Genomic DNA, 24,553 nt, shown 5'->3' with positions numbered 1-24,553 from the left:
TTAAGGGCACGCCCCGTCCTGATAGGACGGGGCGTGCCGAACGCTCACTCGGCGGCGTCGACGTAGAGCTTGCCGCCCTCGGCCAGAAACTCCTGCGATTTGGCCCGCATGCCCGCCTCGGCCTCGGCCTTGGACATCGCGGGCGCGGCGCCCACGACCTCGCCGGCCTCCTCCATGGCCAGAACCTCGGCGCGCAGATCCTGCGTGATCTTCATCGAGCAGAATTTCGGGCCGCACATCGAGCAGAAATGCGCGACCTTGTGGGCGTCCTTGGGCAGGGTCTCGTCGTGGTAGCGGCGGGCGGTGTCCGGATCGAGCCCCAGGTTGAACTGGTCCTCCCAGCGGAAGTCGAACCGAGCGCGGCTGAGCGCGTCGTCGCGCAGCTGGGCGGCCGGGTGGCCCTTGGCGAGGTCGGCGGCATGGGCGGCGATCTTGTAGGTGATCACCCCGGTCTTCACGTCGTCGCGGTCCGGCAGCCCGAGATGCTCCTTCGGGGTGACGTAGCAGAGCATCGCGGTGCCGAACCAGCCGATCATGGCGGCGCCGATGCCCGAGGTGATGTGGTCGTAACCGGGTGCGATGTCGGTGGTCAGCGGGCCGAGGGTGTAGAACGGCGCCTCACCGCATTCCCGCAGCTGCTTCTCCATGTTGACCTTGATCTTGTGCATCGGCACGTGGCCGGGGCCCTCGATCATCACCTGGCAGCCCTTGTCCCAGGCGATCTTTGTGAGCTCGCCGAGCGTCTCCAGCTCGCCGAACTGGGCGGCGTCGTTGGCGTCGGCGATCGAGCCCGGGCGCAGGCCGTCCCCGAGGGAGAACGACACGTCGTAGGCCCGCATGATGTCGCAGATCTCGTCGAAATGCTCGTACAGGAACGATTCCCGGTGCCCGGCCAGGCACCACCGCGCCATGATCGAGCCGCCGCGCGAGACGATGCCGGTGACCCGCCGGGCGGTTAGCGGCACGTAGGCCAGCCGCACGCCGGCATGGATGGTGAAGTAGTCGATGCCCTGCTCGGCCTGCTCGATGAGCGTATCCTTGAACACTTCCCAGTCGAGCTTGAGCGGGTCGCCGCCGACCTTCTCGAGGGCCTGGTAGATCGGCACGGTTCCGATCGGCACCGGGCTGTTGCGGATGATCCACGAGCGGATGTTGTGGATGTTGCGGCCGGTGGACAGGTCCATGACCGTGTCGGCGCCCCAGCGGATCGACCAGACCAGCTTCTCGACTTCCAGTGCGGCCGACGACGTGACCGCCGAGTTGCCGATATTGGCGTTGATCTTGACCAGAAAATTCCGGCCGATCGCCATCGGCTCCAGTTCGGTGTGATTGATGTTGGCCGGGATGATCGCCCGGCCGCGGGCGATCTCGTCGCGCACGAATTCCGGCGTGATGAATGGCGGCACGGAGGCGCCGAAGCTCTGGCCGTCGGCGAGGGTGGCCTCGGCGCCCGCCAGCATCGCGTCGCGACACGCGTTCTCGCGATGGGCGACGTAGATCATCTCCTCGGTGATGATCCCGGCCCGGGCGAACTCGTACTGCGTCACCATCTGGCCGGGGCCGGCCTTGCGGATCGTGCGGGCGGCGGGGCAGGGGTCCACGAGCTTGTCGCCGGCGAAGCCGTTATCCTCGGGCTTGACCGCCCGGGGTTCGACAGCAGCGTAGCCGCGCGCCGCGATCCAGGGCTCGCGCACGCCGGGCAGGCCGGCGGTGAGATCGATGCGCGCGTCTGTCTCGGTGTAGGGGCCCGACGGATCATAGACCCGCACCGGTTCCTCTTTCGGATCGGACAAGACGATCTCGCGATAGGGCACTCGGATGTCCGACCGGCCGGCCGGGCTCGCGTAGACCTTGCGCGATCCGGTGACCGGACCCGTGGTCACGGTCTCGGGGCTGGCTTTCACGTCCTTGGGAAGAACGGGTGCGTTCATCGTGGGCCTCTCCTCGTGTTGGAGCGCTCCGGACCACGCGATGGCTGAGATGAGATCCGGCCGCACGCATGCAGCCGCAGGTTCCCGTCCCTCCGCCGGTATGAGCCGGATCAGGTTCAAGGGTCAGGGCAGCATGCCCAATCTCAGCCCCCTACAGGGCCCCCCTCGGAACGGTTCAAGACTCGGGCCCGGCAAAGGGTTTGTCAATGCCGTGGCGGGAGAGGGGGCTGACAGGATCCAGGAGTCGGTGTCGGGCCCGCCTCCTCCGAGAAGCGAAATGCCGCCATAATGGCCTCTCAGCCCAATCCCGAAACATGCGCATCCTGCTCCTGCTGTTGGCCATCGTGGCCCTGGTCTATCTGACCGCGCTCGTGGCCCTGGCCGTGTTCCAGCGGCGGTTGATCTATCCGGGCGCTGCCTGGGCGGGCGAGCAAGCACGCAACCGGCTGGCTCCTCCCGGGACCGAGGTCATCACCCTGACCACCGAGGATGGCGAGCGGCTGTTCGCCCTGTGGCGGCCGCCGCTTCCGGGCTGCGGGGTGGTGGTCAGCTTCCACGGCAACGGCTCCCGCCCCGCGCCGCATGCCGCCCGCTTCGCTGCGGATCCGTGGCGCGGGGCCGGGTGGGGCGTCCTGGCGCCGGCCTATCGCGGCTATCCCGGCTCGACAGGATCGCCGAGCGAAGACGGGCTGATCCGCGACGGGATGGCGGCGGTGGCGGCCGCAATGGCGCGCGCCCCGGGGGCGCCGATCCTGCTGCATGGGCATTCCCTGGGCGCCGCGGTGGCGGTCGCGATGGCCGGGCGCGTCGCGGCGATCGGGCTCTATCTCGAAGCACCGTTCGATTCGCTCACCCATGCCGTGTGGCTGCATGTCCCGCTGGCACCGTCCTGGCTCTTGCGCGACACCTACCGCTCGGACTTGCGCATTCGCGGCGGGACCGAGCCCGTCCTGATCGTCCAGGGCACCGACGACCCGGTGGTGCCGGCCAAGCTCGCCCGGGCACTGGCCGCGGCGGCGGGGCCTCGGGCGCGGTTCGCGTTGGTCCCGGGCGACCACGTCTCGATCTTCGGAATCCGGGATCGCGAGGCTGAGGCGGAGTTCCGCGGACTCGTCGGGCCGGCCTGCCGGGCGGTGGATCGCGCCGTGCCCTGATCGGGATTGGGGGGAATCGCTTGGTCGGACGCCGCTCCCGGCGCTGGAACGCCGACGACCCGGACATGCCGGGTGCCGTCCCCCGGGCGGATCCGGTCTGTCCGCTCTGCGGCCGGCCGATCCCGCCGCGCGCCCACTCCAGCCTCCACCACCTCACCCCGAAGCTGAAGGGCGGGACCCACCAGGGCACCGTGCGCCTGCACCAGATCTGCCATTCGGCGATCCATGCCCGCTACAGCGAGGCCGAGATCGCCAAGCGGCTCGCCGATGTCGAGGCGTTGCGGACCGATCCGGAGATCGCCCGCTTCCTGGTCTGGATCCGCGGCAAGCCCGACGATTTCCACACCGCTACCCGCATGACCCGCGACCGGCGCGCGGGCAAGCGCCGGGATTGAGCGGGGCGTTTACCCGGCGCTCAGCACGAAAGCAGGTTCCGCCGCCAGGCATGCATCCCCGTCAACCTTGCCGCTCCACACTCGCTTCGGTCGGGGAGTTGGACGATGGGCGGGGCAGGGGACGGCCGGCTGGCCTGGGTCGATACCGCCAAGGGGATCTGCATCCTCCTGGTGGTGATGATGCATTCGGTGATCGGCACCGGCGCGGCGATGGGCGGGGAGGGGTTCCTCCATCCGGTCGTGGCCTTTGCCAAGCCGTTCCGGATCCCGGATTTCTTCCTCCTGTCCGGCCTGTTCCTGGGCCGGGTGATCGACCGCGACTGGCGCCTGTTCGCCGACCGCCGGGTGGTGCATTTCGCGTATTTCTACGGCCTCTGGCTGGTGATCCAGTCGGCCGCCCGCTACGGCAGCATCGTCGGCGAAGCCGGGCCCGGGGCGTTCGCCGCCCATATCGCCCACGCGCTGGTCGAGCCGTATTCCAGCCTGTGGTTCGTCTACCTGCTAGCCGTCTTCTCGGTGGTGACCAAGGCCCTACGCCGTTGCCCCGCAGGAGTGCTGCTCGGCGGCGCCGCCCTGCTGCAGATCGCCGACATCCGCAGCGACGCGACCCTGATCGAGGAATTTTGCGGCCGCTACGTCTACTTCGTAGCGGGCTACCTGTTCGCGGGCCGGATCTTCGCCCTGGCCGACGCGGCACGCCGGCATGTCGGCCTGGCGCTCTGCGGTCTCGCCGCCTGGGCTCTCCTGGAAGGGGGGCTCGCCCTGACGCAGACCGGCAGCCCGATCTACCCGACCCTCGCCAGCCTGCCGCTGGTCAGCCTCGGCCTCGGGGCGGCGGGCGCCCTGGCGATCGTGGTCGCGGCAGCGCTGATCGAACGGGCGGGCGGCGTCCTGGCCGAGGCCCTGCGGCGCTGCGGCCAGCGCTCGATCGTGATCTATCTCGCCTTCTCGCTGCCGATGGCCGCGACCCGCGAAATTCTGGTCCGCACCGGCCTCGTAACGGATATCGGACTTGCCAGTCTGATCGTGATGGCTGCCGCCCTGTTGTTGCCGCTGGCGCTGGAACGGCTGGTGCGCGGCACGCCGCTCAAACTGCTGTTCGTCCGCCCGAAATGGTTCCGGCTGGCGGCCGGATCGCGCCCGCGTTCGACCCTGGCGACGACGTGAACGAGATGCCTCAGCCCTCGAAAGCGACGCCGATTCGGCGGCTCTTCCGCCACGCTACCGCGGCCGGCCGCGGGTCAGCGCCGTCGGTGAGGCGGATCGGGAAGCGGTCCGGCACCGCCTGATCGTTCTCGACCTCGATCTGGGCGCCTGTCTCGGTCGCGTCCCAGACCAGGCAGCCGACTTCACCGCAGGCGAGCAGCAGCGTGCCGAACGTGAAGGCATTCTTGCGGAATGCCCCGCGGCGATCCTCCGTCATCGCAACCTCCACCCGGCCCGCGAAGCCGCGGCTCGCAGACCGGACGATGCCGGAGGGCGGTTAACAGCCCCGATATGGCGGCGCGACTGATTTAAGGCGCAACACGATCAATACGCGTCCCGATCGTCCCGGTAGGGCCGCCGCGGCGGGGCGTCGTCATCGTCGTCGTAAGACCGGCGCGGCCGCGGACGGTCGTAGTCGCGGCCGTAGCGGTCGTCGTCGCGCCGGCGGTAATCGTCCCGGCGATGGCGGTCGTCGTCATCGTCGTCGCGGTCCCGGGGGGCGACACCGCCGCCGCGGGTCTCGCTCAGGCGCGGCGCGTACCAGCAGCTCTTCGGCTGGCCCGGGGCGGGATCGCCGAAGGTCTGGCTGTTGCACGGGACCATGCCGCCCTGCGGGAACGGGCGGCCGTTGGTCTTGCCGGGCACGCCGTAATAGACGTTGGTGGGGTAGGGCATCCGGCAGACCCCGCCATCCTGGGCGCAGGCGACCAAATTCACCGTGTCGAGATGCTCGACCCGCGCCGAAGCAGGCCCCACTGGAACCGAACCGAGCAAGAGGCCCCCCAGGGCCACGGCAATCCTGCAACGCACGTCGTCGATCCCTTTTTCCCCGATGGTCGCGGCCTCGATATCGCGGCGCGGTGGCTTTCGGCTAGAGCCCGGCACCGGTATGGCCAACCCACGACGGTCGGCACGCGGTCGCAGGCCGGGGCCGAAGCTTTTGTGACAGGGAGCGGGCGCGCACCGGGTTGTCCCCCGGAGATTGGCGCGCCGGGAGGACTCAATGCGGGATGCGTCGGCGCAGGAGCTCATGATCCTCAGCGCGCTGCAGGAATGCCGGATCCAGCTGGAGACCGCGCGCCGGGACGAGGCGAGCCGGGCCGCCGTGCGCGTCGAACTCGACGCGGCCCTGCAACGCGAAGCGGCGCTGAAGTCCGAGATCGTGGAGGAGCGCGAGCGGACCGAGGCGGTGCGGACCGTCCTGCTGGCGCTGACCGCCAGCATCGGCCGGTTCGGCCTGCGCCGGAAGCTGTTCACGGCGCGCATCGCCCGGCTCGGCCGCGAGACCCCGGATTCCGGCCCGCAATCGGTCCGGCATCCGGTTCTGCTCGCCGAGGCGCGGCGGGTGCTGGGCCAGAACCCGACGGCCGAGCGGTGAGGGCGATTCAAGTCCCGACATCCGAGCCGGATGCGGACGGCATCGCTAACGACCCCTTAACCCGCCGCAGTGAAGGTAACTCAGACAAATTAAGTCATTGCCACTGTTGTTGTTTTACAATTCTGTCGCAGTTTCAGAAATGCGGCGAAAACAAGAATGACACACTTTCTGATAAAGCTGGTGGTTTGAATCGTCAGTAATCTGCGGTCAAAGGGCTGCTTCCGATCCAACCCGGTCGCCCAAAGCGCCATGCGGCTCTTCCCGAGAGCGGTCATCCGTTGACCACTCGCCAACTTCGGCTCGGAGTGGAAAGCGGCTCTTGCTTACCCCGGAAAACGCTCGAACGCCGGTAGTTCGTGCACCGATGCCATCCACTTCACGCGTTCCGCCGTCTGCACCTGCATCTGCGGGAGGATCGCGTTGGGATCATCGAGCGCCGCGATCCTCACTTGCATCATCCCCATTTGAGCAAGGAGTGCGTTCGTAAAGAACAGACCCGTCCCACACGACCCACAGAATGATCGCTGCCCTCCTTCGGACGAGCTATAGACGTTCGGCTTACCGGTGATCGATACCGTAGCCTCGGGCACCATAGCCCATGCCACCATGGGTGCGCCTGACTGCTTCCGACAATCGTCGCAGTAGCATACAGAACTTGCGGCCGCCTGATCCGGCATCTCGAACTGGATCGAGTTGCAGTGGCAACGTCCATGGAGCATGTGTTCGGCCTTTCAGGCGGGAGGCCGACCCGTAGCAACGCCGGATCGCAATGTCTCCTGTGCGTCGTGCGCGGCCCCAAGGCTATGTCCGCTACACGCATCGGCGGTCCGGAAGTGGGCGGGCAGGAAACCACGCTGAGCCGCGATTCGGCTTCCGACCCGAGCTTGCCGTGCCGGACGGCATCGGAGCTTCCCCAGAGCAGTCATTCGTTCGCGGTCCGGCAACTTCGGTTTGGGGTGGCAAACGGACCTTGGCCTTTCTGACCGACGAGGACCTTCCGTCGCAGGCAACTTCTACGTGCCTTTTTTCAGCAGGCCCTTCAGTAAGTCTATTGCTTCTTCCTTAGGCAATTCTACATCTTTAGAAGTAACAATTCGACGTGCAATCTCTTTTCCCACATTTAGTAGAAGCATTTGGCTCAACGTCTTCATCATTTCCGTGCCATTCTTCTCGATAACAGCGTGGGCAGCTATGACTGCATCGGCGACTGCGTCCAGATCGGGGACATGATCCATAGATTTTGCATCCGGCATTGGAAACAACTAGACTGTAAATTTATTACATACCTCGTTCCTGGCACCAGTTTAGTAAAATTTTTCCGGTTACACAACCAGCTATGCAATGCTAAGGTGTACTTATTGGTCCGACAACTAGCTCCCTACTTCGAGGATATACATGGACATGGCAACGCCCAAGGGCCTCGATTCAGAACCGGATACCTTCAAAAGCGCAACGCTCGCTCGGTTAGCTAAGGCGCTCGGCTGCTCGCAGGATCGTTTCTCCGAAGAGGCTCCAGCAGCGACGGCAAAGGACACCTCGCAACTGATCCAAATGTGGCTTGCAATCAAAGCTCCAGAGGGCCGAGAGGCTGTGTTCGCTTTCGTGCGCGAGGTTCTCCGTTCCGAGGCGCAGAAAAGGTACGGTGGTGTCGGTATGTAATTGCCAACGACCACACTCGTTGAGCTGCTATATGCAGGCGACTGGGTAAGCGCTGTTGATCGACGCTCTCGTTCTGCTCACTTCTATTTCTGATTATGATCGACCCAGAAGCGGATCTTCGTGAATTTACCCCAAGCTGCCTTTCCGCATCCGGCCCAACTTGTTCCGTAGTGTACTCAGGTGCAAACGTTTTGATGGATCAAATCACGTGCTATCAACGAATCAAAAACTCAACTGCATCTCATCGATTTGTACAGATCGTTAAAATATAACGGGTGCTAATCGATAGCAAAATCGCGCTAAGATGCAGTTACTAAATTATTTTAGGAGACTAACGAAATCGGTGGGGTCGTTGAAATAGTTCCTGTAGGCGCTTCTCAGTTGTTTTGGATCGCCCGTAACATAAACAGTGTTTATGCTTTCGGCTGCATTTTCAAGCTCATTGGCTCTCGCGATTGCGAGCTGCGCATTCTTGAACATCTCGACATTCAATGAATAGCCGCCGTCTTCGGTGGAAACGATGTTCAGCACATTATGTTTGCCAAGTTTTTCGAAATCGCCGAATTGACGTAGCGCATCGAGCCTCTGCACAATTGCAAGTCGCTCTTCCAATTCCCAGAAAACATCATCCAACGCGTTGTCACTAAATTCAGTAAAGGCTCGCGTTATGCCTTCGTGTCGTCTGGCAATAATTTCACTGGCTATAGCGAAAAATCTACCCCTATCGTCCTCGCCATAGCCAAATTTAGTTCGTTCTCTGTCAAGAACATCGGAAATTTCTAATGCAGTTGCCCAAGCATGCTGTGGCCTAGTTCTATATTGTACCTCAACCATCAACCCATGCCATGGCAAAGAACTATCGTCCCCGCGCCTATGGGGCCTAGGGTTATGTATGAGAACGTCATGAACACCGCGATATCCAGTCGTTTTCGGATGTTCGATATAGTTGTATTTGTCTTTATCCTCATGTTTTAATTTATGATTTACGTTTCCAAGTACTTCGTTTGATAAAACATGGTTCCTGAACCTGTAAAGGTCGTCAATATTTTCAAATATCAGCCTACAACCAGCAAGATCTTGCATAGTTGTGATATCTCTTATTAGAGGAGTGCCGTCTGGTTTTTTGCGTTGCAATTTATCAATGACGGTATTTCCCCGCTTAAGTCTCTGCGCGAATTCCACAGTGACTTGACTTGCCGAAATCTTTCTTCTGAACCAAACATTGAAAGTGTTGATTACGTAGCCATGGGATGCTCGCCACTGCTCTACTTCCAAAAAATCGGCAGCGTCGCCGCGCCCTTCCGCAATTGCTTTGCCGGCAGTTCTGACTCTCGATTTTGGGGAAGGGGGTTCTGGAAAAGCCATAGATTGAGCTTACTGCTTTATCCGAGAGCTTCAATGACGGTCGAGGCGTTTTTCGGTCAACGCCATATGCCCGACCGACCATACTAACTGATTCGCCGGCCGCTCCTTAACCCGTTCGACACCGTGTTGCCGCAAGCTCATCGCAGGGTCGCCGTAGGTGGCTTTTATTGCTGTGCGCAACGGCGGTTGGATCGCGAATCGGGACATTGTCACTCCCGGCCTGCGGCCCTAAACCGCCGCATTTAGCGTGCGGTAACCGGGCTGCACCGCAATGCACGCGCGTCGGTGTCGGATCGTTCGAAGACGGGATGCATGGCCAAGGGTCGGGGCAGGATGGAGCCGAATTTCGACGTGCCGGAAGGGCGCGTCCGGGATCGCGGCGAACTCGACCTGCGCCTGTCCCGGGACGATCGGGCCGGGACAGGAGAGCGCGTGGGCAAGCGAGCGGACGAGACGGCGCGGGCCCCGGCCAAGACGGCGGCGCGCAGGACCCAAAAGAAGTCCGGCCGGCGTCGGCGCTCGTGGCTCGGCCGGATCGTCTACGGCACCGTGGTGCTCGGCTTGTGGGCGGTGATCGGCATCGCCGGGCTGATCGCCTACCACGCCTCGCAGCTGCCGCCGATCGACCAGCTCGCGGTGCCCAAGCGCCCGCCCAACATTGCCATCCTGGCCAGCGACGGCTCGCTGCTGGCCAATCGAGGCGAGACCGGCGGCCGGGTGGTCTCGATCAAGGAGCTGCCGCCCTACCTGCCGCGGGCCTTCGTGGCGATCGAGGACCGGCGCTTCTATCAGCATTTCGGCGTCGATCCGGTGGGCATCCTCCGGGCGATCGGCCAGAACCTGACCCGGCGCGGCGTCGCGCAGGGCGGCTCGACGCTGACCCAGCAGCTCGCCAAGAACCTGTTTCTGACGCCCGAGCGCTCGGCCTCGCGAAAGATCCAGGAGGCGATCCTCGCCCTCTGGCTGGAGCACAAGTACAGCAAGGACGAGATCCTCGAACTGTACCTGAACCGGGTCTATTTCGGCGCCGGCGCCTACGGCGTCGAGGCCGCGGCGCAGCGCTATTTCGGCAAACCCGCCAAGGAGGTGTCGCTGGCCCAGGCCGCGATGCTCGGCGGCCTCGTGCAGGCGCCCTCGCGTCTGGCGCCGAACCGCAACCTGCCCGCCGCCCAGGCCCGGGCCGCGCAGGTGCTCGCCGCCATGCAGGAGCTCGGCTTCGTGCCGGCCCAGGACGCCAAGGTGGCACTCGCCCAGCCGGCCAGGCCCGCCAACGCCCGCGGCGGCGGCTCGGCCAACTACGTCGCCGATCTCGTGATGGACGTGCTCGACGATTACGTCGGCAAGTTCGACACCGACATCACCGTCCAGACCACGGTCGATACCGGCCTGCAGGCCCTGGCCGAGAAGGCGCTCACCGACGAGCTGAATGCCAGGGGCGCGCGCTTCAATGTCGGCCAGGGCGCCCTGGTGTCGATGCGGCCCGACGGGGCGATCCGCGCGCTGATCGGCGGGCGCGACTACGCGCAGAGCCAGTTCAACCGGGCGACCACGGCCAAGCGTCAGCCCGGCTCCGCGTTCAAGCCGTTCGTCTACCTCGCCGCCGTGGAGCACGGGGCTACCCCCGAAACGGTGAAGGACGACGCGCCGATCCGGATCGGCAACTGGGCGCCGGAGAACTACTCCCACCGCTACGACGGCCCGGTCACCCTGCGCACCGCGCTGGCCCATTCGCTCAACACGGTGGCGGTGCGGCTCGGCCAGGAGGTCGGCCCGAAGACGGTGGTGCAGACCGCCCAGCGCCTCGGCATCACCTCGCCGCTCCAGGCGAACGGCTCGATCGCGCTCGGCACCTCCGAGGTGACCCTGCTGGAGATGGTCGGCGCCTACGGGGCCTTCGCCAACGGCGGCACCGGGGTGATCCCCTACGTGGTCACCTCGGTGAAGAGCGCCGCCGGCGCGATGCTGTACAAGCGCTCCGACAACGGGCTCGGCCGGGTCATCGACGCCAACGCCGACGGCATGATGAACGCCATGATGCACGAGACCTTCGTGTCCGGCACCGCCAAGAAGGCGGACATCCCGGGCTGGGATCTCGCGGGTAAGACCGGCACCACCCAGGATTTCCGCGACGCCTGGTTCATCGGCTATTCGGGCAGCCTCGTTACCGGGATCTGGCTCGGCAACGACGATGGCGAACTCACCAAGAAGGTCACCGGCGGCAACCTGCCGGCGGAGATCTGGAAGACCTACATGACCCAGGCTCTGAAGGGTCAGAACCCGGTGCCGCTGCCGGGTCTCAACCGCTGGCGCAAGCCGCCGCCCGAGACCACCGCCTCTGTGGCGAGCGCGGCGCCGAGTTCCCCGGCCGACCTCCTGGGCCAGATTTTTGGGGATCCGGCCGCCCAGGCGCCCCGCCAGCAGGCTCCCGCACGCCGGGCGCCCCAAAAGGACGACCGCAACTTCGTCGAGAAGCTGTTCGGGATCGGCGAATAGCCGGTCCCGGCTCAGCGCCGGATCAGGACGACGCCGCCGATCAGGAGCGCGACGCCCAGCGCGCGCGACAGGTCGATCGGCCGCTGCGCGAGGCCGAGCCAGCCGTAATGGTCGAAGATCACCGAGGCCAGCATCTGGCCGGTGACGAGGAGCGCCAGGAAGGTTCCGGCCCCCAACTGCGGGACGAGCACGATCCCGAGGCCGATGAAGATCGCCCCGAACATCCCGCCGCTCCACGCCCACCAGGGGATCCGCGCCAGCACGCCGGCGGACGGGATCGGGTCACGGGCCACGAGGGCGAAGACGACCATGCAGGCCACCCCGGCCGTGAAGCTCACGACTCCCGACAACGCGGACGAGTTGAGGGCCGTGCGCAGATTCGCGTTCAGCGCCTGCTGGATGACGATGCTGATACCGGCCGTGAGTGCGAGGGTCGAGGGGAGGAGCAGTTTCAGCATGAGGGGCGGATGCTTTCGGACGACGTCGGCGTGACGGCCGCGGTTTAGCGGCGGTACCGCGATTCCACGACCCTCGCCACACTTGTCACGCCATGCCGATTTCCTCCGCCTCTCACAGCATCGGCAGCATCCGCGGCCGCTTCCCCCGGGGGAAATGCGCGTCGATCATGGCGATCTCGGCCGGGCCGAGATGCAGGTCGGCCGCGCCGGCATTCTCGATCGCCCGCGCCGGGCGACCGGTCTTGGGGATCGTGAAGGTTCCGGGCAGGCGCGTCAGGAAGGCCAGGGCCACCGCGTAGGGAGTGGTGCCGTGGGCGCGGGCGATGCCGTCGAGGACGCGGCCGCCGGCACTGGCCGGGTCCGGGAACTCGCCGCTGCCGAAGGGCGAATAGCCGACCATCGCGACCCCGTGCGTCTCGCACCAGGGCAGCACTGCGTGCTCGATCGCCCGCTCGTTGAGGTGGTACAAAACCTGATTGCAGGCGATCCGGTCCGGCCCGGCGATGGCCAGCACCCGGTCGAGGTCGTCGACATCGAAGTTGCTCAGCCCCCAGGACAGGATCTTGCCCGCCCGGCGCAGGTCCTCGAACCCCGCGATCGTCTCCGCCAGGGGATGCTGGCCGGGCCAGTGCAGCAGGTAGCTGTCGAGCCGGTCGGTCTTCAGGCGCCGCAGGGAGGCCTCGCAGGCCCGCACGACCCCCCGGCGCGTGGCGTTACCCGGGACCACCTTGGAGACGAGAAAGACCTCCTCGCGGCAATCCGCGATGGCCTCAGACACGATCGCCTCGGCGTCGCCGTACATCTCGGCGGTGTCGATATGGGTCATGCCGGCATCGATGCCCGCCCGCAGGGCCCGCACGGCGTCGGCACGGTCCGAGCCGTCGATGTGCCACGTGCCCTGGCCGATCACCGCCACCGAGACGCGCGTCGCCCCGAAGCTCCTGGCGTACATGGCAGCGCTCCCTTCCCCGCCGCGATGGCTTTTGTTCTGTGTGTCCGCGCCCGACCGGCAGCGGCAAGACCGAAGGTCCGCCGTTCCCGGGTGCGAACCCGGCCGCGCCTTACTCGCGCCATCTTGGGGGGATGAGCAATGGGTCACCGCCGCTCCGGTGCTAAACTTTAGTCCAGTGTCTCACGCCGCGCTCATCGAGGCCGCCAGGGGGCCTGCCAAGCCCGAGCCGCGGCGGCCCGCGCTGGCCCTATGGGAGACGCGCTGATGCTGCCGGCCCATCGGGTTTTCTGGGGACTGATCCTGCTCGCCGCCGCCGGCGCGGGGCTGCTCTACAACATCATCTTTGCGGACGGCGCCACGCCGCTCGCCGGCTTCACCTACGGCCTGTGCACCGGCGCCACGGTTCTCGCCTTCGACCGCGGCCTGATCCTGGCGGGGCTGCAGGCGCGGATCCGGCGCCTGCCGGCTTGGCTCTACGTCATCGCGGCGGAACTCGCCTACGTTCTGATGATCGTGTCGGGCAACGCGCTGGGCGGCCTGATCGTCTGGACCTTCGGGCTGACCGGCGACGAACTCGCTGTGGCGACCCGGACGAACGCCCGGGTCCTCGCCTACGCCCTGGCGGTGGCCGGTCTGCTCGTCTTCGTCATCCGCATGCGCGATCTCGTCGGCGGCGAGATCTTCGTGAACTTCATGATCGGCCGCTACCACAAGCCGGTGGCCGAGGAGCGGATCTTCCTGTTCCTGGACGTGGTCGGCTCCACCGCCTTCGCGGAGACCCATGGCGACCTGCGCGCCCAGGAATATCTCAGCGCGGTGTTCGCGACCTTGGCCGAGCCGGTGCGGCGCAACGGCGGTTCGGTGGACGATTATATCGGCGACCTCGCCATGGTCACCTGGCCGATGAGCCGGGGCCTTAAAGATGCCCGCTGCGTCACCTGCGTGTTCGACGTGATCGACCGGATCGAGGCCGAGGAGGCCGCCTGGACCGCCCGGTTCGGCACGGTGCCGAAGCTGCGCGCCGCGCTCCATGGCGGCTCGGTGGTCACCGCGGAAGTGGGCGTCGACCGCCACAAGATCGCGTATTTCGGCGACGCCGTGAACGTCACCTCCCGGATCGAGGCCCTGTGCCGCCCGCTGGGCGTCGGTATCCTGATCTCGCAGGACCTGCTGAGCCGTCTGCCGCGGCTGCCCCCGGGCGTGCGGGCGCGCTCGCTCGGGGCGCATGCCCTGCGCGGCCGCGGCGCGCCGCTCGCGGTGGCGACCCTGGAGCGGGGCGCCGCCTCCGAGACGGCCCTCGCCGAGCAGCCCCAGCGTCGGCTCGCGGCGGCGCACTGATGAGCTCCACCGAAACCGGGCCCTCGACCGCCCTGGCCGTCGTGAAGCTGGCGTTGCGCTTCGGGCTGCCCCTGATCGGGCTGTTCGTGATCGGCCGCGCAGTCGTTCATTCGATCGGCGGCGATATCCAGCGCTGGCAATTCGCCCTCGGGGCGCTGCTGATCCTTGCGGGCTTCGTCTCGAAGCTGGTGCCCCGGCGATGAGCGCGGAGGAGACCCGGCCGCCGATCTACCTCGACGCCGATGCCTGCCCGGTGAAGGACGAGACCTATCGGGTCGCGGCCCGTTACGGCCTCACCGTCTACGTCGTCGCCAACAGCGTGCTGAACCTGCCGCGCGAGCCCTGGATCGTGCGCATCGTCGTCGGCGCGGCGCTGGACGCCGCCGACGATTGGATCGCCGAGCGGGCCGGACGCGGCAGCATCGTGCTCACCGCCGACGTGCCGCTGGCTGCCCGCTGCGTCAAATCCGGCGCCACCGTGCTCGCCTTCACCGGCAAGCCGTTCAGCGAGGCCTCGATCGGCATGACGCTCGCGACCCGCGACCTGATGCAATCCCTGCGCGAAGCCGGCACGATCACAGGCGGCCCACCGCCGTTCTCCCGCGCGGACCGGTCGTCGTTCCTCTCGTCCCTCGACCGGGCGGTGAACCGCATCCTGCGGGAGCGGCCAGGGGCTGGGTGAGGGATGGAGTGCGAAGGCGTAGGCGGAAACTCAGAACGGCCCGGGCTTTCACCCGGGCCGTTCTGAGCCGTTCAACAGGTCCGGAACGTCAGATCTTACCTTCGAGACCCATCGTATAATATTTGTGGACGATCTTGTCCTGGTTCTCCAACAGCCAGTCGATCGATGGCTCGTTGGTCATGGCCTTGCGGATCGCCTCGGTCATGCCCTTGCGCTGGATCTCGAACAGCGACTTGTGGTCGACCGTCTCGGCCTGGATCACGCCGGGGCTCAGCCAGACCGAGCAGATGATGCCGAGATCGTTGGCCTTTTCCTTCGGGATGTAGCCCGCCCGCACGGCGTCGAGGACGCCGTTGGCGATAGCGTACTGCACCGTGCCCATCAGGATCGAGGTGTACTTGCTCTCAGTCACGCTGACCTTGGAGACGCACAGCGTGACCGGGCGGACCATGATGTCGGTGTTGAGCAGCGCGAAGACGCGGCTGTGGCCGACGACCTGATCGCCCGTCAGCGTCGCCAGTGCGGTGCCGACCGGCCCGTCGAGCTCGCCGATGATGACCTCCGGCTCGGCCGCCGTATTGGGCGGACCGCCCGCCACCAGGGCTTCACCGGCTCGCAGGATGATGCGTTCGCTCATAGGGTCGGTTCCTTGGATCGCGCCGCCACAGCATCATCCCGTAAGTCTGCTTCGATCCGTCGGGATCAGGCTCGAAAGCGCCGTCGGGGGACGCAGATATCGGTTCGGTGAATGGAGCGCGCGGACCCGCGATGAACCCGGAGCCCTGCCCAGGCGCGTCGCGGTCCCTGGGCGTCGGCTCAGGCGTCCGTGGCGGGCACGAGTGCCTTCAAGGCCTCGTTGACGCGATCCTGCCAGCCCGGGCCGTCCTTCTGGAAGTGGGCCAGCACGGCGCTGTCGAGGCGCAAGGTGACCATCTCCCGGGCGCCCGGAACCGCCGTGGGGCGCGGGGCAGCCGGCGGCGGTGGAGCGGCGGCAGGCTTGGCGGTCGTGGCGGCCTTGAAGGCCGCCTCGGCTGCCGAACGCGGATCGGTAAATCGGCGGCGGTTGCGATCGTCGGCCATCGGCCCTCAGTCCTTCGCGGCAGCTTTCTTGGGTGCAGCCTTCTTGACGGCACCCTTGGCGGCGACTTTGGCAGTCTTGCCCGCGATCTTGGCAGCGGCCTTGGCTTCCTTCTCGGCCACCTTGGCCTGCGCGTCGGCCGCCTTGGTCTCGGCTTCGGCGGCCTCCTTGGCCAGACGCAGGGAGCGCAGCTTCAGTGTCCGCTCGTCGATCGCCTTGATCGACGCGTGATGCTCGGCCATCGCCTGCGCGCCCTCGCGCGCCATGCGCTCGGCGCGCTCCGCACGCTCGGCGCGGTTGTCGGCCCGTGTCTTGGCTTCCGCTTCCGCGTCGCGGATATCCTCGGCCTCGTCGAGGTCGGTCTCAGTCTCGTCGCTCATCCTGTGCCTTTCGCCCCGGTCCAGCGGCACAGCATCCTGCGCGCAGGGTCAGTGTCTGGAACGGGTCCGGCCTGTTCGAGGGGGGGAGGGGCAAGGCCGGACGATCCGCCCCGCCGCGTCGTTCTGCAACGACTGTTCGAGGCCGTGATCGCAACGGCATTAGCACGCCCGTACGGCCCATGGCGAATCCGGCGATCCGATCGGGCAGGACAGGGCAGCGTATTCGTCTCAGGACCCACCACGCTTGTTCAATCGAGTCAGGCTTTTCTGCCTGACCGCACGTCGCCTATTCGCGCTCAGCGCACGCGATAGTTGAGCGGGATGGTCACCGAAAGGCTCGGTTGCGTTACGCCGGCGGGCGCCGGCGGCATGCCGCCACGCACCGCCGCCAACGCCGCGCTGTCGATCTGACCGACGCCGCTGGACCGGGCGAGACCTGCACCGGTGACCGCACCCGAGCGCATCACGGTGAACCGGACCATTGCGGTGCCCCCGGCGGTCCCGGCGGCGACGCCCGGATTCATCCGGCCGTGGATCGCCGCGCTGATCGCGCCGGTCCATTGGCGCAACGCACTTGGATCGCTGCCCGCGGCGGCTCGGCCGGCCGCATTCTGACGTGAGGCCGACGCGGAATTGCGCGCCTCCGCGCCCTGTTGCGCTTTCGCTTGCTTCGCCTTGGCTTCGCGGGCTGCTTTCAGCTTCGCGTCGCGGATCTCCTCCAGGCGCTCCTCGCGCTTCTGCTCGCGCAGCTTCTCTTCGCGGATCTTGCGAAGCTTCGCCTCGCGCTCGGCCTTGATCTTCGCGGGATCGGGCGTCGGCTTGGGCGGCTCCTCGGTCTTGGCGACCTCCGTCGGCGGTGGCGCCAGCGGCTCGGCGGCCTCGGAGGCCGAGGTAATCACTTCGCTCTGGGCCTCCACCGGCACGGCCTCCTGCGGCGGCTCGATGACGGCCTGTGTCTCGTCGGGCTTGACCTCGGTCATCTCCGGGGGCGGGGGCTGCACGGCCTCGTCGGGGGGCAACTCAACGGGTTTGGTCTCCGGGGGCGCCGCTTGGCTCATCTGCTGCTCAGACGGCGCCTCGGTCGCGGCGTCGGTCATCACCGGCGCCAGATCGATCGAGATCTGCTGCTCGCCGGGGGGCGCCGGCGGCGTGAGCCGATAGAACATCACCGCCACCAGCACGAGCGCGTGCAGCGCGAACGCGACCAGGAAGGCGACGAGCAGCCCGGAGGGGCCGCGCTCGCCGGGCCGGGCCGACAGATCCGTCGAAGTCAGCGTGCTCATGGATGTCAGCGGGCGGTCTCTGAGGGGGCTGCTGGCGCGGCGGCGGGGCCACCCGGCGACTGCGCGATCAGCGACACCTTCGTGAAGCCGGCTTGGCCGACGAGACCCATCACCTGCATGATCTTGCCGTAGGGGACGTCACGGTCGCCGCGCACCAGGATCACCTGATCCTTGTCGGCGCTCGCCATCTCGCGCAGGCGCGGCACGAGGCTGTCCATGGTGAACACCTCCTTGGCAATCGACGGGTTGCCGTCCTTGTCGACCGTGACCTCCTGGGGCTTCTTCGACTGCGCCACCTTGGCGGCCGCGGTCTTGGGCAGCTGCACCGGGACCCCGGTGGTCATCAGCGGGGCCGCGACCATGAAGATGATCAGCAGGACGAGCATCACGTCGACCATCGGGGTCACGTTGATGTCCGACATCGGCAGGTCGTCGTTGTCGTCATCGTCGCTTGCGCGGGGCGATGCCATCGCCATGGCGGCGTCTCCGGTTGAGTGCGGTCGGCCCGGTGCGGGCCATGGTTCGAGGCGCTTTCGGCGGCAGCACATGCCGGACCGGCCTGGACGCGCCTCGGATCAAGGATGGTGGCCGGGCCAGTTCGCTACGCGGCAGGCGCCGGCGAGACGCCTACTCGGCAGCTGCGCGGTGCTGCCCGGCACCCGTCCGTTCGCGGGCCAGGCGGTCGCCCAGGAGTGAGATGTAGGACGTGAAGGAACTCTGGATGCCGCCGATATCCCCGGCGAGCTTGTTGTAGGCCATCACGGCCGGGATCGCGACGACGAGGCCGATGGCGGTGGCGAACAGCGCCTCCGCGATGCCCGGCGCGACGACGGCGAGCGAGGTGTCCTGGCTCCGCGCGATCGACGAGAACGAGTTCATGATGCCCCAGACCGTGCCGAACAGGCCGACGAACGGGGCGGTGGAACCGGAGGTCGCCAGCAGCGACAGGCCGGTGCGCAGGCGCTTCACCTCGAGGCCCAGCGCGCCGCGCATGGCCCGCTCGATCCGCTCGCGCCGCTCGGCCCGGGTCTCGGTGGGGTCCTGATCGCGCCAGGCGTCGATGGCGGCCTTTACGACGTGACCGGTCAGGCCCTTGTGCTGGCCGTCGAGGCTGCCACCGGAGCGCACTAGGGTCTCGAACGCCTTCGCCTGGCGCCGTGCGGCCGAGAGCCGGATGATCTTCTCGAACACCACCGTCCAGCACGCGATCGAGGCGATGACCAGCAGGATCATCACGCCTTTCACGATCGGGTCGGCCTGAAGGAACAGGCCGAGGAACGAGAAGTCGTGGGCGACCTCGGTCGGGGCTTGTGTCGGGTCCATCGCGGGCTCCTGGTGTCATGCGGCCCGGGGCCGCCATCTCGTCGAGGTGCGGCGAAAGCCGCTGACCGCCCGGCGGCTTTCGCTGCCGGGCGGCGTCGTCGCAGGGTCCTTGAGGCCGCCTCAGCGGTCGAAGGCGGGTCCGGCCTTGGTTTCGGTCTCGGTCCGCTCCAGGCAGGCCTCCCGAGCGGCCTCGCCGCCGTCGCAGGCCAAGACGTCGTTCAGCAGGACCCGGCCGACCTTGCCGCAGGCGATGCCCGGGAAATCGAAGATCTTCACGGTCGTCTTCCGCGCCGGCAGGGGGCCGAGCTCCACGGCCACGCGCTTCTGGGCGACCCCCTCCGGATCGAAGGCGAACAGATCGACCTTATAGGATTTGAGGCTGGTGCCCTTGGAGTTGTCGACCACCAGGGTCACCCGGCAGGCCTCGCCCGCGGTCTCGAGCTTGTTCAACTGCAGCTTGATCGGCGCCTTCTCAGCGGAGGCATCCTGCGCCAGCGCCGAGACGACCAGGAGCGCCGAAAGCGCCAGGCAAGCCGCGGTGTCGAGGGCGATCCGCCCGATCCGCCGGCGGTACAGAGGGACGCTCAAGGCAAGCACCAAACCGATTTCCTCTTTTCTCGGACGCGGCCGGAGCCGCATCAGGCCACCGCAGCAGCCGACTTAGTGAAGCACGACCCGATTTGGGCACATGACCGGCGCCAAGCGTTCGGCCGCCGTATCCAGGGTTGAGACGGCGGCGCGAACCGCTGCGACGAGGCGAGGCGCAGCCTCACGCCCGGTGAGCTCGGCCGCAGCCGCTTCCAGATCGGCCCACAGCCGACGCCGGCCCCGGCCGATCAGCGCGACGAGGGCGCATTCGTGGCCGGTCACCCGACAGCAGCTCGCCGGCATGAAGGACCAATCATCCTCGCGCTCCGCCCGAAGCGCACGGACGATCGCGACCACGCTGGCGACGAACCGGCATCCCTCCGCTGGGCCGAGCAGCTGCTCCGCACCGTCGAACGCGGCATTCCAGCAGGCGACGTCGCTCGTCATGTACCCGGCGGCGACGAATCGGGCCACCGACAACGCCAGGATGTCGGCCTCATCGCCGCACACGTCGGCGACGCGCTGCATCGCCGCATGACTTGCCGGGATCGAAGGCGCGCTCATCGGGACTCCGCTGCATCCCGCCTGGGTCGGGAATAGATTGGTGAGAACCCATCTAGAGCCGGGGGATCACCCGTCGCGGCAGTAGCCACGACAGCTCCCGCAATCAAGGCCTGGCGAGAAAATCAGAGCAGTTCCAAACTGTTAGTCGAGAGCGTGGCCGTTCCAGGGCTTGCTGAAACATCCCGATACATACTGCCGAAAGCTCCCAAGCTGTGCGTGTTTTCGCAGAGCAAATATTGATCATGGGACGAAATTAACCCCGTCCCTTGATGGGGTTGGGGGCCTTGGCCATATCTCCGGGTTACCGGCGGTGTTCCGACCGGTGGAGCGCTGTTTTGTGCGGGCTCCATGGCGTCGAGGTGCTCGGAGATCCGGGGCTGCGGCAAGTCCCAGGGTCGGAGGCCTCGCTGTGAGGATGACGGCCGCAATGACTCGACCCTCGCCCTTCGGGCATCCGTTCCTGCTCGGCTTCGATGAGATCGAGCAGGCCCTCGATCGAGTCGCGAAGGGTGCCAACGACGGTTATCCTCCCTACAACATCGAACGGCTGCCCCGCACCGAACGTGAGCCCGAGCGCCTGCGGATCACCTTGGCGGTGGCGGGCTTCACGCAGGAACAGCTCGACGTGATGCTGGAGGACAGCCAACTCGTCGTTCGGGGCCGGCAGGTCGAGGAGCGTGAGCGACATTTCCTGCACCGCGGCATCGCGGCACGGCAGTTTCAGCGAACCTTCCTGCTGGCCGACGGCATGGAGGTGCTGGGCGCCGACCTCGCCAACGGCCTGCTCTCGATCGATCTCGTTCGGCCTGAGCCGGATCGGATCGTACGCAAGATCGATATCGGCGCCCGAGGCTAGGGGCGCGCGATTTCAAGGCCGGTCTGGACCCTGCGCGACGATGCCATAGGTCAATTGATTGGGCGCCGGACATCCCCACATCCGTGTGGAGCCGCCGGTGCCTCCGGGACCGGAGGTGGACGCTCTGCCACCCCAGGAGGGCAACACATGACGAACTTGAACGCATCTCCCCTGACCCCCGCCGATCTCGATCCGGCCGAGTTCAATCCGGCGGATCTAGCCGCTTTGGGCGAGGGCCATATCGCCTACGTTCGCCCGATCCGGTCCGACGAGGTGCGCCGCCTGTTCCCGCAGGCGCCGGAACTGATGCCTGGCCTCGACCTGTTCGCCCTGCTTTCGGCGAGCGGCGAGCCGATCATGCTGGCGGATTCCAAAGACGTGGTGCTGGCCAATGCCGTCGCCCAGGATCTCCACGCCGTCAGCCTGCACTGACCCCGGACCAACCGTGCCGGTCAGGCGATTCCCGCCACCGCCGCCACGAGCCGTGCGATATCCTGCGGCCGTGACAGGCGGTGGTCGCCATCGGCGATCAGGGTCAGCACGGTCCCCTCGGCCGGCAGTCGGCCGACGGTCTTGAGCGCGTGTTGGTAGGGCACATCCGGATCGCGCATGCCTTGCAGGATGTGGACCGGGCAGGCCGGATCGAAGGGGCGCTCGAGCAATCTGTTCCGGCGGCCATCCTCGATCAGCGCGAGGGTGATCGGATCGGGCTCGGGCGCATAGTCGCTTGGCCTTTGAAGAACTCCGTGACGCAACAGAGCGGCGCGGGCACCCTCATCCAGCTGCGACCAGATCAGGTCTTCGGTGAAATCCAGCGCCGGCGCGACCAGGACCAAGCCCGCTGTCTTTTGGCCGCCGACGGCACGGGCTCGCGCCGCGAGGCAGGCGATCCACCCGCCCATTGACGAGCCGACCAGGATCGGCGGCTCCGTGACGTACCGCGCCAGGACCGCCTGTGCGTCTTCGAGCCAGGACGAAATGGTGCACGCGGCGAACGTGCCGCCGGAAGCGCCGTGGCCGGCGTAATCGAACCGCACCAGGGTGCGCTTCTTCTCTGCAGCCCAGGCATCCAGGGCGGCGGCCTTGGTGGCCGTCATGTCCGAACGGAATCCACCGAGCCAGATCACCGGCGGCCCGGCGCCCTCGCGCACCCGTACGGCGATCCGCCGCGCGGCCGCTCCTTCGCCGACGCTGATGAAATCCGGCCCTGTATCGGTCATCGATCTCTCCGGTAGGCCTCTATCGCGCTTGAAGAAGTCCTTCCCTGACCGGGTCGGCTTCAACCTCCGTTTACCAGACCGTAAAGCGCGACCGCGATGCTGGGGCAATGGGTACGAGCATGTTGCAGATGCCGGCGGGAGGCTTACGTCTTCACGCCGACCGAGCGCCGATGGGTGATGTGACGCGCAGCCTGTCGAGCTTTCCCGCAGACATCGATGTTCTCGCGGGCGCCCGCGTGCTGCAGATCATCCCGGAACTCGATGCCGGCGGTGCCGAGCGGACCACGGTCGACGTGGCCGGCGCCCTGGCGGCGGTCGGCGCCAGGGCTCTGGTCGCCACCGAGGGCGGGCGTCTCATCGGCGAGCTGCAGGCCAAGGGCGGCCAATGGCTGCGCTTCCCGGCCGCGTCGAAGAACCCGGCCCGCATGGCGCTCAACGTCGCGCGGTTGATGGCGCTGTGCCGGCGCGAGGGCGTGCAGATCGTCCACGCCCGGTCGCGGGCGCCCGCCTGGGTGGCGCTCGGCGCCGCCCGCCGCCTCGGCCTGCCGTTCGTGACGACCTATCACGGCAGCTATTCCGGCCGCACCGGTGTGAAGGTGCTGTACAATTCGGTGATGGCCCGGGGCGACGTGGTGATCGCCAACTCGCGCTACACCGCGGACCTGATCCATCGGCTGCATTCAGAGCAGGCCGGCGACCGTGTGCGGGTGATCCACCGCGGCACGGATCTGGCGGTCTTCAATCCGGTCTCAGTCGGTGCGGGACGGGTCGAGACGCTGCGCCGGGCCTGGAACGTGGCTCCGCACGAGCGGGTAATCCTGCTGGCCGCCCGGCTCACCGCCTGGAAGGGGCACCGCGTTCTGATCGACGCCGCCGCGCAGATGCGTGACCGGGGCGTTCCGGACCTCGCCGTGGTGCTCGCCGGCGACCCGCAGGGGCGTGCGTCCTACGAGCGTGAACTCGATGCCTTGATCGCCGCCCGCGGCCTCGGCGGCATCGTCCGCCGCGTCGGCCATTGCACCGACATGCCGGCGGCGTTCCGGGCGGCTTCCGTGGTTGCCGTTCCCTCCGTGGAGCCCGAGGCGTTCGGCCGCTCGGCCGTGGAGGCCCAGGCCCTCGGGACGCCCGTTGTGGTCTCCGACCTCGGCGCCGTCCCGGAGACGGTTCTGGCGCCGCCGGACGCCTCGGCCAGCCAGCGCACCGGCTGGCGTGTTCCGCCCGGAGATGCGGGTGCGCTCGCGTCAGCCCTGACCGAAGCCCTGTCGCTCGGCGCCAGCGCCCGGGACGCCCTGGTCCGGCGCGGCCGCGCCCATGTCGAGGCCAACTTTTCTCTGGAGCGCATGACCGGCGACACGCTGGCGGTCTACGCCCAGCTTCTCGGCCGGCACGCCTAATGGGTGTGCGATCGGCAGCCGGCTGGCGCTGAGAAGGTAAGCTGGGGTTTCAACGCGGTGCCGATTATTTCGCACCCCGCGCCGACACCCCGTTGACTCTGGCCGGGCTTCCCCCAACGTAGTATGTCCGGGAGAGACCGGAGCGGCTGGCGGTCAGGAGATCCACGAGATGGGTCGTCCGATCCGCCGTTTCGTCGTTGCAGCAGGAGACCGAAGCCATTCGTAGACCGATGAGAGCCATGCCGGCCCCGCAGAAGGACGGGCCGCGCGCCAACCGCGATATTCGCGGGGTGCGGGAAGTGCAGCTGATCGACGATACCGGGCAGAACCGCGGCGTCGTTCCCTTCTTCGACGCGCTGACCCTCGCTGAGGAAGCCGGCCTGGATCTCGTCGAGATCGCGCCGAACTCGGTGCCCCCTGTCTGCAAGCTGCTCGATTACGGGCGTTTCCGCTTCAACGAGCAGAAGAAGCAGAACGAGGCGCGCAAGCGGCAGAAGACCGTCGAGGTCAAGGAGATCAAGCTCCGCCCCGGCATCGACAAGCACGACTACGACACCAAGATGAAGTCGGTGCACCGCTTCTTCGAGGAGGGCGACAAGGTCAAGGTGACCCTGCGCTTCCGTGGTCGTGAGATGGCTCACCAGGATATCGGCCTGCGCCTCTTGGAGCGCGTGAAGACCGAGACCGCCGAGATCGCCAAGGTGGAGAGCGAGCCGATGCTCGAAGGCCGCCAGATGATCATGATTCTCGCGCCGCGCTGACTCCATCGCGAATTGCCGTTCACGCCGCCTCCTGACCGGGGCGGCGTTCGCGTGTGTGGTGCTTCCGTCGCGGCCCGTGGGCGACTATCTGCTGC

30 protein-coding genes and 1 riboswitch are annotated in these 24,553 nt (G+C 66.9%); of the genes, 13 read left to right on the top strand and 17 right to left on the bottom strand.

All coding sequences use genetic code 11. The annotated features are described in order from the left end of the window. Positions 1 to 44: 44 nt before the first annotated feature. A complete protein-coding gene (gene thiC / locus MKL09_RS29175) occupies positions 45 to 1,931 on the bottom strand; it encodes a phosphomethylpyrimidine synthase ThiC (RefSeq protein WP_244025441.1) in 1,887 nt (628 codons plus the stop codon). A 70-nt stretch (positions 1,932 to 2,001) separates the two neighbouring features. Further along, positions 2,002 to 2,107, bottom strand: a riboswitch (TPP riboswitch). A gap of 138 nt (positions 2,108 to 2,245) precedes the next feature. Here thiC and MKL09_RS29170 point away from each other — a divergent pair. The 3 genes from MKL09_RS29170 to MKL09_RS29160 all read left to right on the top strand — a co-directional run bounded on the left by MKL09_RS29170 (position 2,246) and on the right by MKL09_RS29160 (position 4,647). Continuing rightward, the gene (locus MKL09_RS29170) at positions 2,246 to 3,085 is read left to right on the top strand and encodes an alpha/beta hydrolase (RefSeq protein WP_244025440.1); all 840 of its coding nucleotides are present in this window, start codon (positions 2,246 to 2,248) and stop codon (positions 3,083 to 3,085) included. Between the two features lie 20 nt (positions 3,086 to 3,105). Next, the gene (locus MKL09_RS29165) at positions 3,106 to 3,480 is read left to right on the top strand and encodes an HNH endonuclease (protein ID WP_244025439.1); all 375 of its coding nucleotides are present in this window, start codon (positions 3,106 to 3,108) and stop codon (positions 3,478 to 3,480) included. A 105-nt stretch (positions 3,481 to 3,585) separates the two neighbouring features. Further along, positions 3,586 to 4,647, top strand: a complete 1,062-nt coding sequence (locus MKL09_RS29160; RefSeq protein WP_244025438.1) for an acyltransferase family protein — start codon at positions 3,586 to 3,588, stop codon at positions 4,645 to 4,647. Between the two features lie 10 nt (positions 4,648 to 4,657). On the opposite strand, the gene MKL09_RS29155 is transcribed toward MKL09_RS29160, so the two are convergent. Together MKL09_RS29155 and MKL09_RS29150 are read right to left on the bottom strand one after the other, a co-directional pair. Further along, positions 4,658 to 4,903, bottom strand: a complete 246-nt coding sequence (locus MKL09_RS29155) for a pilus assembly protein PilZ (RefSeq protein WP_244025437.1) — start codon at positions 4,901 to 4,903, stop codon at positions 4,658 to 4,660. Positions 4,904 to 5,010: 107 nt separating this feature from the next. Then, the gene (locus MKL09_RS29150; RefSeq protein ID WP_244025436.1) at positions 5,011 to 5,496 is read right to left on the bottom strand and encodes a hypothetical protein; all 486 of its coding nucleotides are present in this window, start codon (positions 5,494 to 5,496) and stop codon (positions 5,011 to 5,013) included. A gap of 193 nt (positions 5,497 to 5,689) precedes the next feature. On the opposite strand from MKL09_RS29150, the gene MKL09_RS29145 reads away from it, so the two are divergent. Beyond that, a complete protein-coding gene (locus MKL09_RS29145) occupies positions 5,690 to 6,064 on the top strand; it encodes an ATP-dependent helicase (protein WP_244025435.1) in 375 nt (124 codons plus the stop codon). 323 nt (positions 6,065 to 6,387) lie between these two features. Here MKL09_RS29145 and MKL09_RS32155 read toward each other — a convergent pair whose 3' ends face one another. Next, positions 6,388 to 6,741, bottom strand: coding sequence for a GFA family protein (locus MKL09_RS32155; RefSeq protein WP_279606184.1), 354 nt, complete (start codon positions 6,739 to 6,741; stop codon positions 6,388 to 6,390). Positions 6,742 to 7,077: 336 nt separating this feature from the next. Continuing rightward, positions 7,078 to 7,299, bottom strand: a complete 222-nt coding sequence (locus MKL09_RS29135) for a hypothetical protein (RefSeq protein ID WP_244025434.1) — start codon at positions 7,297 to 7,299, stop codon at positions 7,078 to 7,080. 166 nt (positions 7,300 to 7,465) lie between these two features. Between MKL09_RS29135 and MKL09_RS29130 the strand changes: the two genes are divergently transcribed. Further along, entirely contained in the window at positions 7,466 to 7,723 is a 258-nt protein-coding gene (locus MKL09_RS29130) for a hypothetical protein (protein WP_244025433.1), read from the top strand. 318 nt (positions 7,724 to 8,041) lie between these two features. Here the strand turns inward: MKL09_RS29130 and MKL09_RS29125 are convergent, their stop codons facing one another. Then, complete coding sequence (locus MKL09_RS29125) at positions 8,042 to 9,088, bottom strand: RelA/SpoT domain-containing protein (RefSeq protein ID WP_244025432.1); 1,047 nt, start codon at positions 9,086 to 9,088, stop codon at positions 8,042 to 8,044. A gap of 312 nt (positions 9,089 to 9,400) precedes the next feature. On the opposite strand from MKL09_RS29125, the gene MKL09_RS29120 reads away from it, so the two are divergent. Further along, positions 9,401 to 11,581, top strand: a complete 2,181-nt coding sequence (locus MKL09_RS29120; RefSeq protein ID WP_244025431.1) for a transglycosylase domain-containing protein — start codon at positions 9,401 to 9,403, stop codon at positions 11,579 to 11,581. An 11-nt stretch (positions 11,582 to 11,592) separates the two neighbouring features. Here the strand turns inward: MKL09_RS29120 and MKL09_RS29115 are convergent, their stop codons facing one another. Both MKL09_RS29115 and MKL09_RS29110 read right to left on the bottom strand, forming a co-directional pair. Next, positions 11,593 to 12,039 (bottom strand): DMT family transporter, encoded by a 447-nt coding sequence (locus MKL09_RS29115; RefSeq protein ID WP_244025430.1) that lies wholly within the window; start codon positions 12,037 to 12,039, stop codon positions 11,593 to 11,595. Between the two features lie 112 nt (positions 12,040 to 12,151). Then, a complete protein-coding gene (locus MKL09_RS29110; protein WP_244025429.1) occupies positions 12,152 to 12,991 on the bottom strand; it encodes an aldo/keto reductase in 840 nt (279 codons plus the stop codon). A gap of 264 nt (positions 12,992 to 13,255) precedes the next feature. On the opposite strand from MKL09_RS29110, the gene MKL09_RS29105 reads away from it, so the two are divergent. From MKL09_RS29105 to MKL09_RS29095, 3 genes are read left to right on the top strand one after another with little or no spacing between them, the layout of a single operon-like run. Beyond that, a complete protein-coding gene (locus MKL09_RS29105; RefSeq protein ID WP_244025428.1) occupies positions 13,256 to 14,329 on the top strand; it encodes an adenylate/guanylate cyclase domain-containing protein in 1,074 nt (357 codons plus the stop codon). Continuing rightward, positions 14,329 to 14,532, top strand: a complete 204-nt coding sequence (locus MKL09_RS29100) for a hypothetical protein (RefSeq protein ID WP_244025427.1) — start codon at positions 14,329 to 14,331, stop codon at positions 14,530 to 14,532. The genes MKL09_RS29105 and MKL09_RS29100 overlap by 1 nt, the downstream gene beginning before the upstream one ends. Further along, positions 14,529 to 15,011, top strand: coding sequence for a YaiI/YqxD family protein (locus MKL09_RS29095; RefSeq protein ID WP_244025426.1), 483 nt, complete (start codon positions 14,529 to 14,531; stop codon positions 15,009 to 15,011). The genes MKL09_RS29100 and MKL09_RS29095 overlap by 4 nt, the downstream gene beginning before the upstream one ends. A gap of 88 nt (positions 15,012 to 15,099) precedes the next feature. Here MKL09_RS29095 and MKL09_RS29090 read toward each other — a convergent pair whose 3' ends face one another. From MKL09_RS29090 to MKL09_RS29055, 8 genes are all read right to left on the bottom strand, one after another. Next, a complete protein-coding gene (locus MKL09_RS29090) occupies positions 15,100 to 15,648 on the bottom strand; it encodes a formaldehyde-activating enzyme (RefSeq protein WP_244025425.1) in 549 nt (182 codons plus the stop codon). A 179-nt stretch (positions 15,649 to 15,827) separates the two neighbouring features. Continuing rightward, on the bottom strand, positions 15,828 to 16,091 hold the full coding sequence (locus tag MKL09_RS29085; protein ID WP_244025424.1) for a BrnA antitoxin family protein: 264 nt from the start codon (positions 16,089 to 16,091) through the stop codon (positions 15,828 to 15,830). Between the two features lie 6 nt (positions 16,092 to 16,097). Further along, a complete protein-coding gene (locus tag MKL09_RS29080) occupies positions 16,098 to 16,469 on the bottom strand; it encodes a hypothetical protein (RefSeq protein WP_244025423.1) in 372 nt (123 codons plus the stop codon). Between the two features lie 296 nt (positions 16,470 to 16,765). After that, positions 16,766 to 17,752 (bottom strand): energy transducer TonB, encoded by a 987-nt coding sequence (locus MKL09_RS29075; RefSeq protein ID WP_244025422.1) that lies wholly within the window; start codon positions 17,750 to 17,752, stop codon positions 16,766 to 16,768. Between the two features lie 5 nt (positions 17,753 to 17,757). Next, on the bottom strand, positions 17,758 to 18,228 hold the full coding sequence (locus MKL09_RS29070; RefSeq protein WP_244025421.1) for an ExbD/TolR family protein: 471 nt from the start codon (positions 18,226 to 18,228) through the stop codon (positions 17,758 to 17,760). A 151-nt stretch (positions 18,229 to 18,379) separates the two neighbouring features. Next, positions 18,380 to 19,075: a MotA/TolQ/ExbB proton channel family protein gene (locus MKL09_RS29065; RefSeq protein ID WP_244025420.1), complete on the bottom strand. Its 696-nt coding sequence runs from the start codon at positions 19,073 to 19,075 to the stop codon at positions 18,380 to 18,382. Between the two features lie 120 nt (positions 19,076 to 19,195). Continuing rightward, entirely contained in the window at positions 19,196 to 19,672 is a 477-nt protein-coding gene (locus tag MKL09_RS29060) for a Tat pathway signal protein (RefSeq protein WP_244025419.1), read from the bottom strand. Between the two features lie 63 nt (positions 19,673 to 19,735). Continuing rightward, a complete protein-coding gene (locus MKL09_RS29055) occupies positions 19,736 to 20,191 on the bottom strand; it encodes a hypothetical protein (protein ID WP_244025418.1) in 456 nt (151 codons plus the stop codon). A gap of 463 nt (positions 20,192 to 20,654) precedes the next feature. Between MKL09_RS29055 and MKL09_RS29050 the strand changes: the two genes are divergently transcribed. Then, positions 20,655 to 21,083: an Hsp20 family protein gene (locus tag MKL09_RS29050; protein ID WP_243965853.1), complete on the top strand. Its 429-nt coding sequence runs from the start codon at positions 20,655 to 20,657 to the stop codon at positions 21,081 to 21,083. 147 nt (positions 21,084 to 21,230) lie between these two features. Further along, entirely contained in the window at positions 21,231 to 21,515 is a 285-nt protein-coding gene (locus MKL09_RS29045) for a DUF1150 family protein (protein ID WP_243944916.1), read from the top strand. Between the two features lie 20 nt (positions 21,516 to 21,535). Here MKL09_RS29045 and MKL09_RS29040 read toward each other — a convergent pair whose 3' ends face one another. Continuing rightward, entirely contained in the window at positions 21,536 to 22,303 is a 768-nt protein-coding gene (locus MKL09_RS29040) for an alpha/beta fold hydrolase (protein WP_244025490.1), read from the bottom strand. A 170-nt stretch (positions 22,304 to 22,473) separates the two neighbouring features. Here MKL09_RS29040 and MKL09_RS29035 point away from each other — a divergent pair, with 170 nt between their 5' ends. Both MKL09_RS29035 and infC read left to right on the top strand, forming a co-directional pair. Beyond that, positions 22,474 to 23,697, top strand: a complete 1,224-nt coding sequence (locus MKL09_RS29035) for a glycosyltransferase family 4 protein (protein WP_244025417.1) — start codon at positions 22,474 to 22,476, stop codon at positions 23,695 to 23,697. 239 nt (positions 23,698 to 23,936) lie between these two features. Beyond that, positions 23,937 to 24,458 carry a translation initiation factor IF-3 gene (infC, locus tag MKL09_RS29030; protein WP_243944922.1) on the top strand — a complete coding sequence of 174 codons (522 nt, stop codon included), beginning with the start codon at positions 23,937 to 23,939 and terminating at the stop codon, positions 24,456 to 24,458. The last annotated feature ends 95 nt before the right edge of the window (positions 24,459 to 24,553 follow it).

This window comes from Methylobacterium sp. J-048, from assembly GCF_022829515.1.
GTDB lineage: Bacteria > Pseudomonadota > Alphaproteobacteria > Rhizobiales > Beijerinckiaceae > Methylobacterium.
Note: the sequence above shows the minus strand (reverse complement) of the source record. Positions and strands in the feature narration are given on the sequence as shown.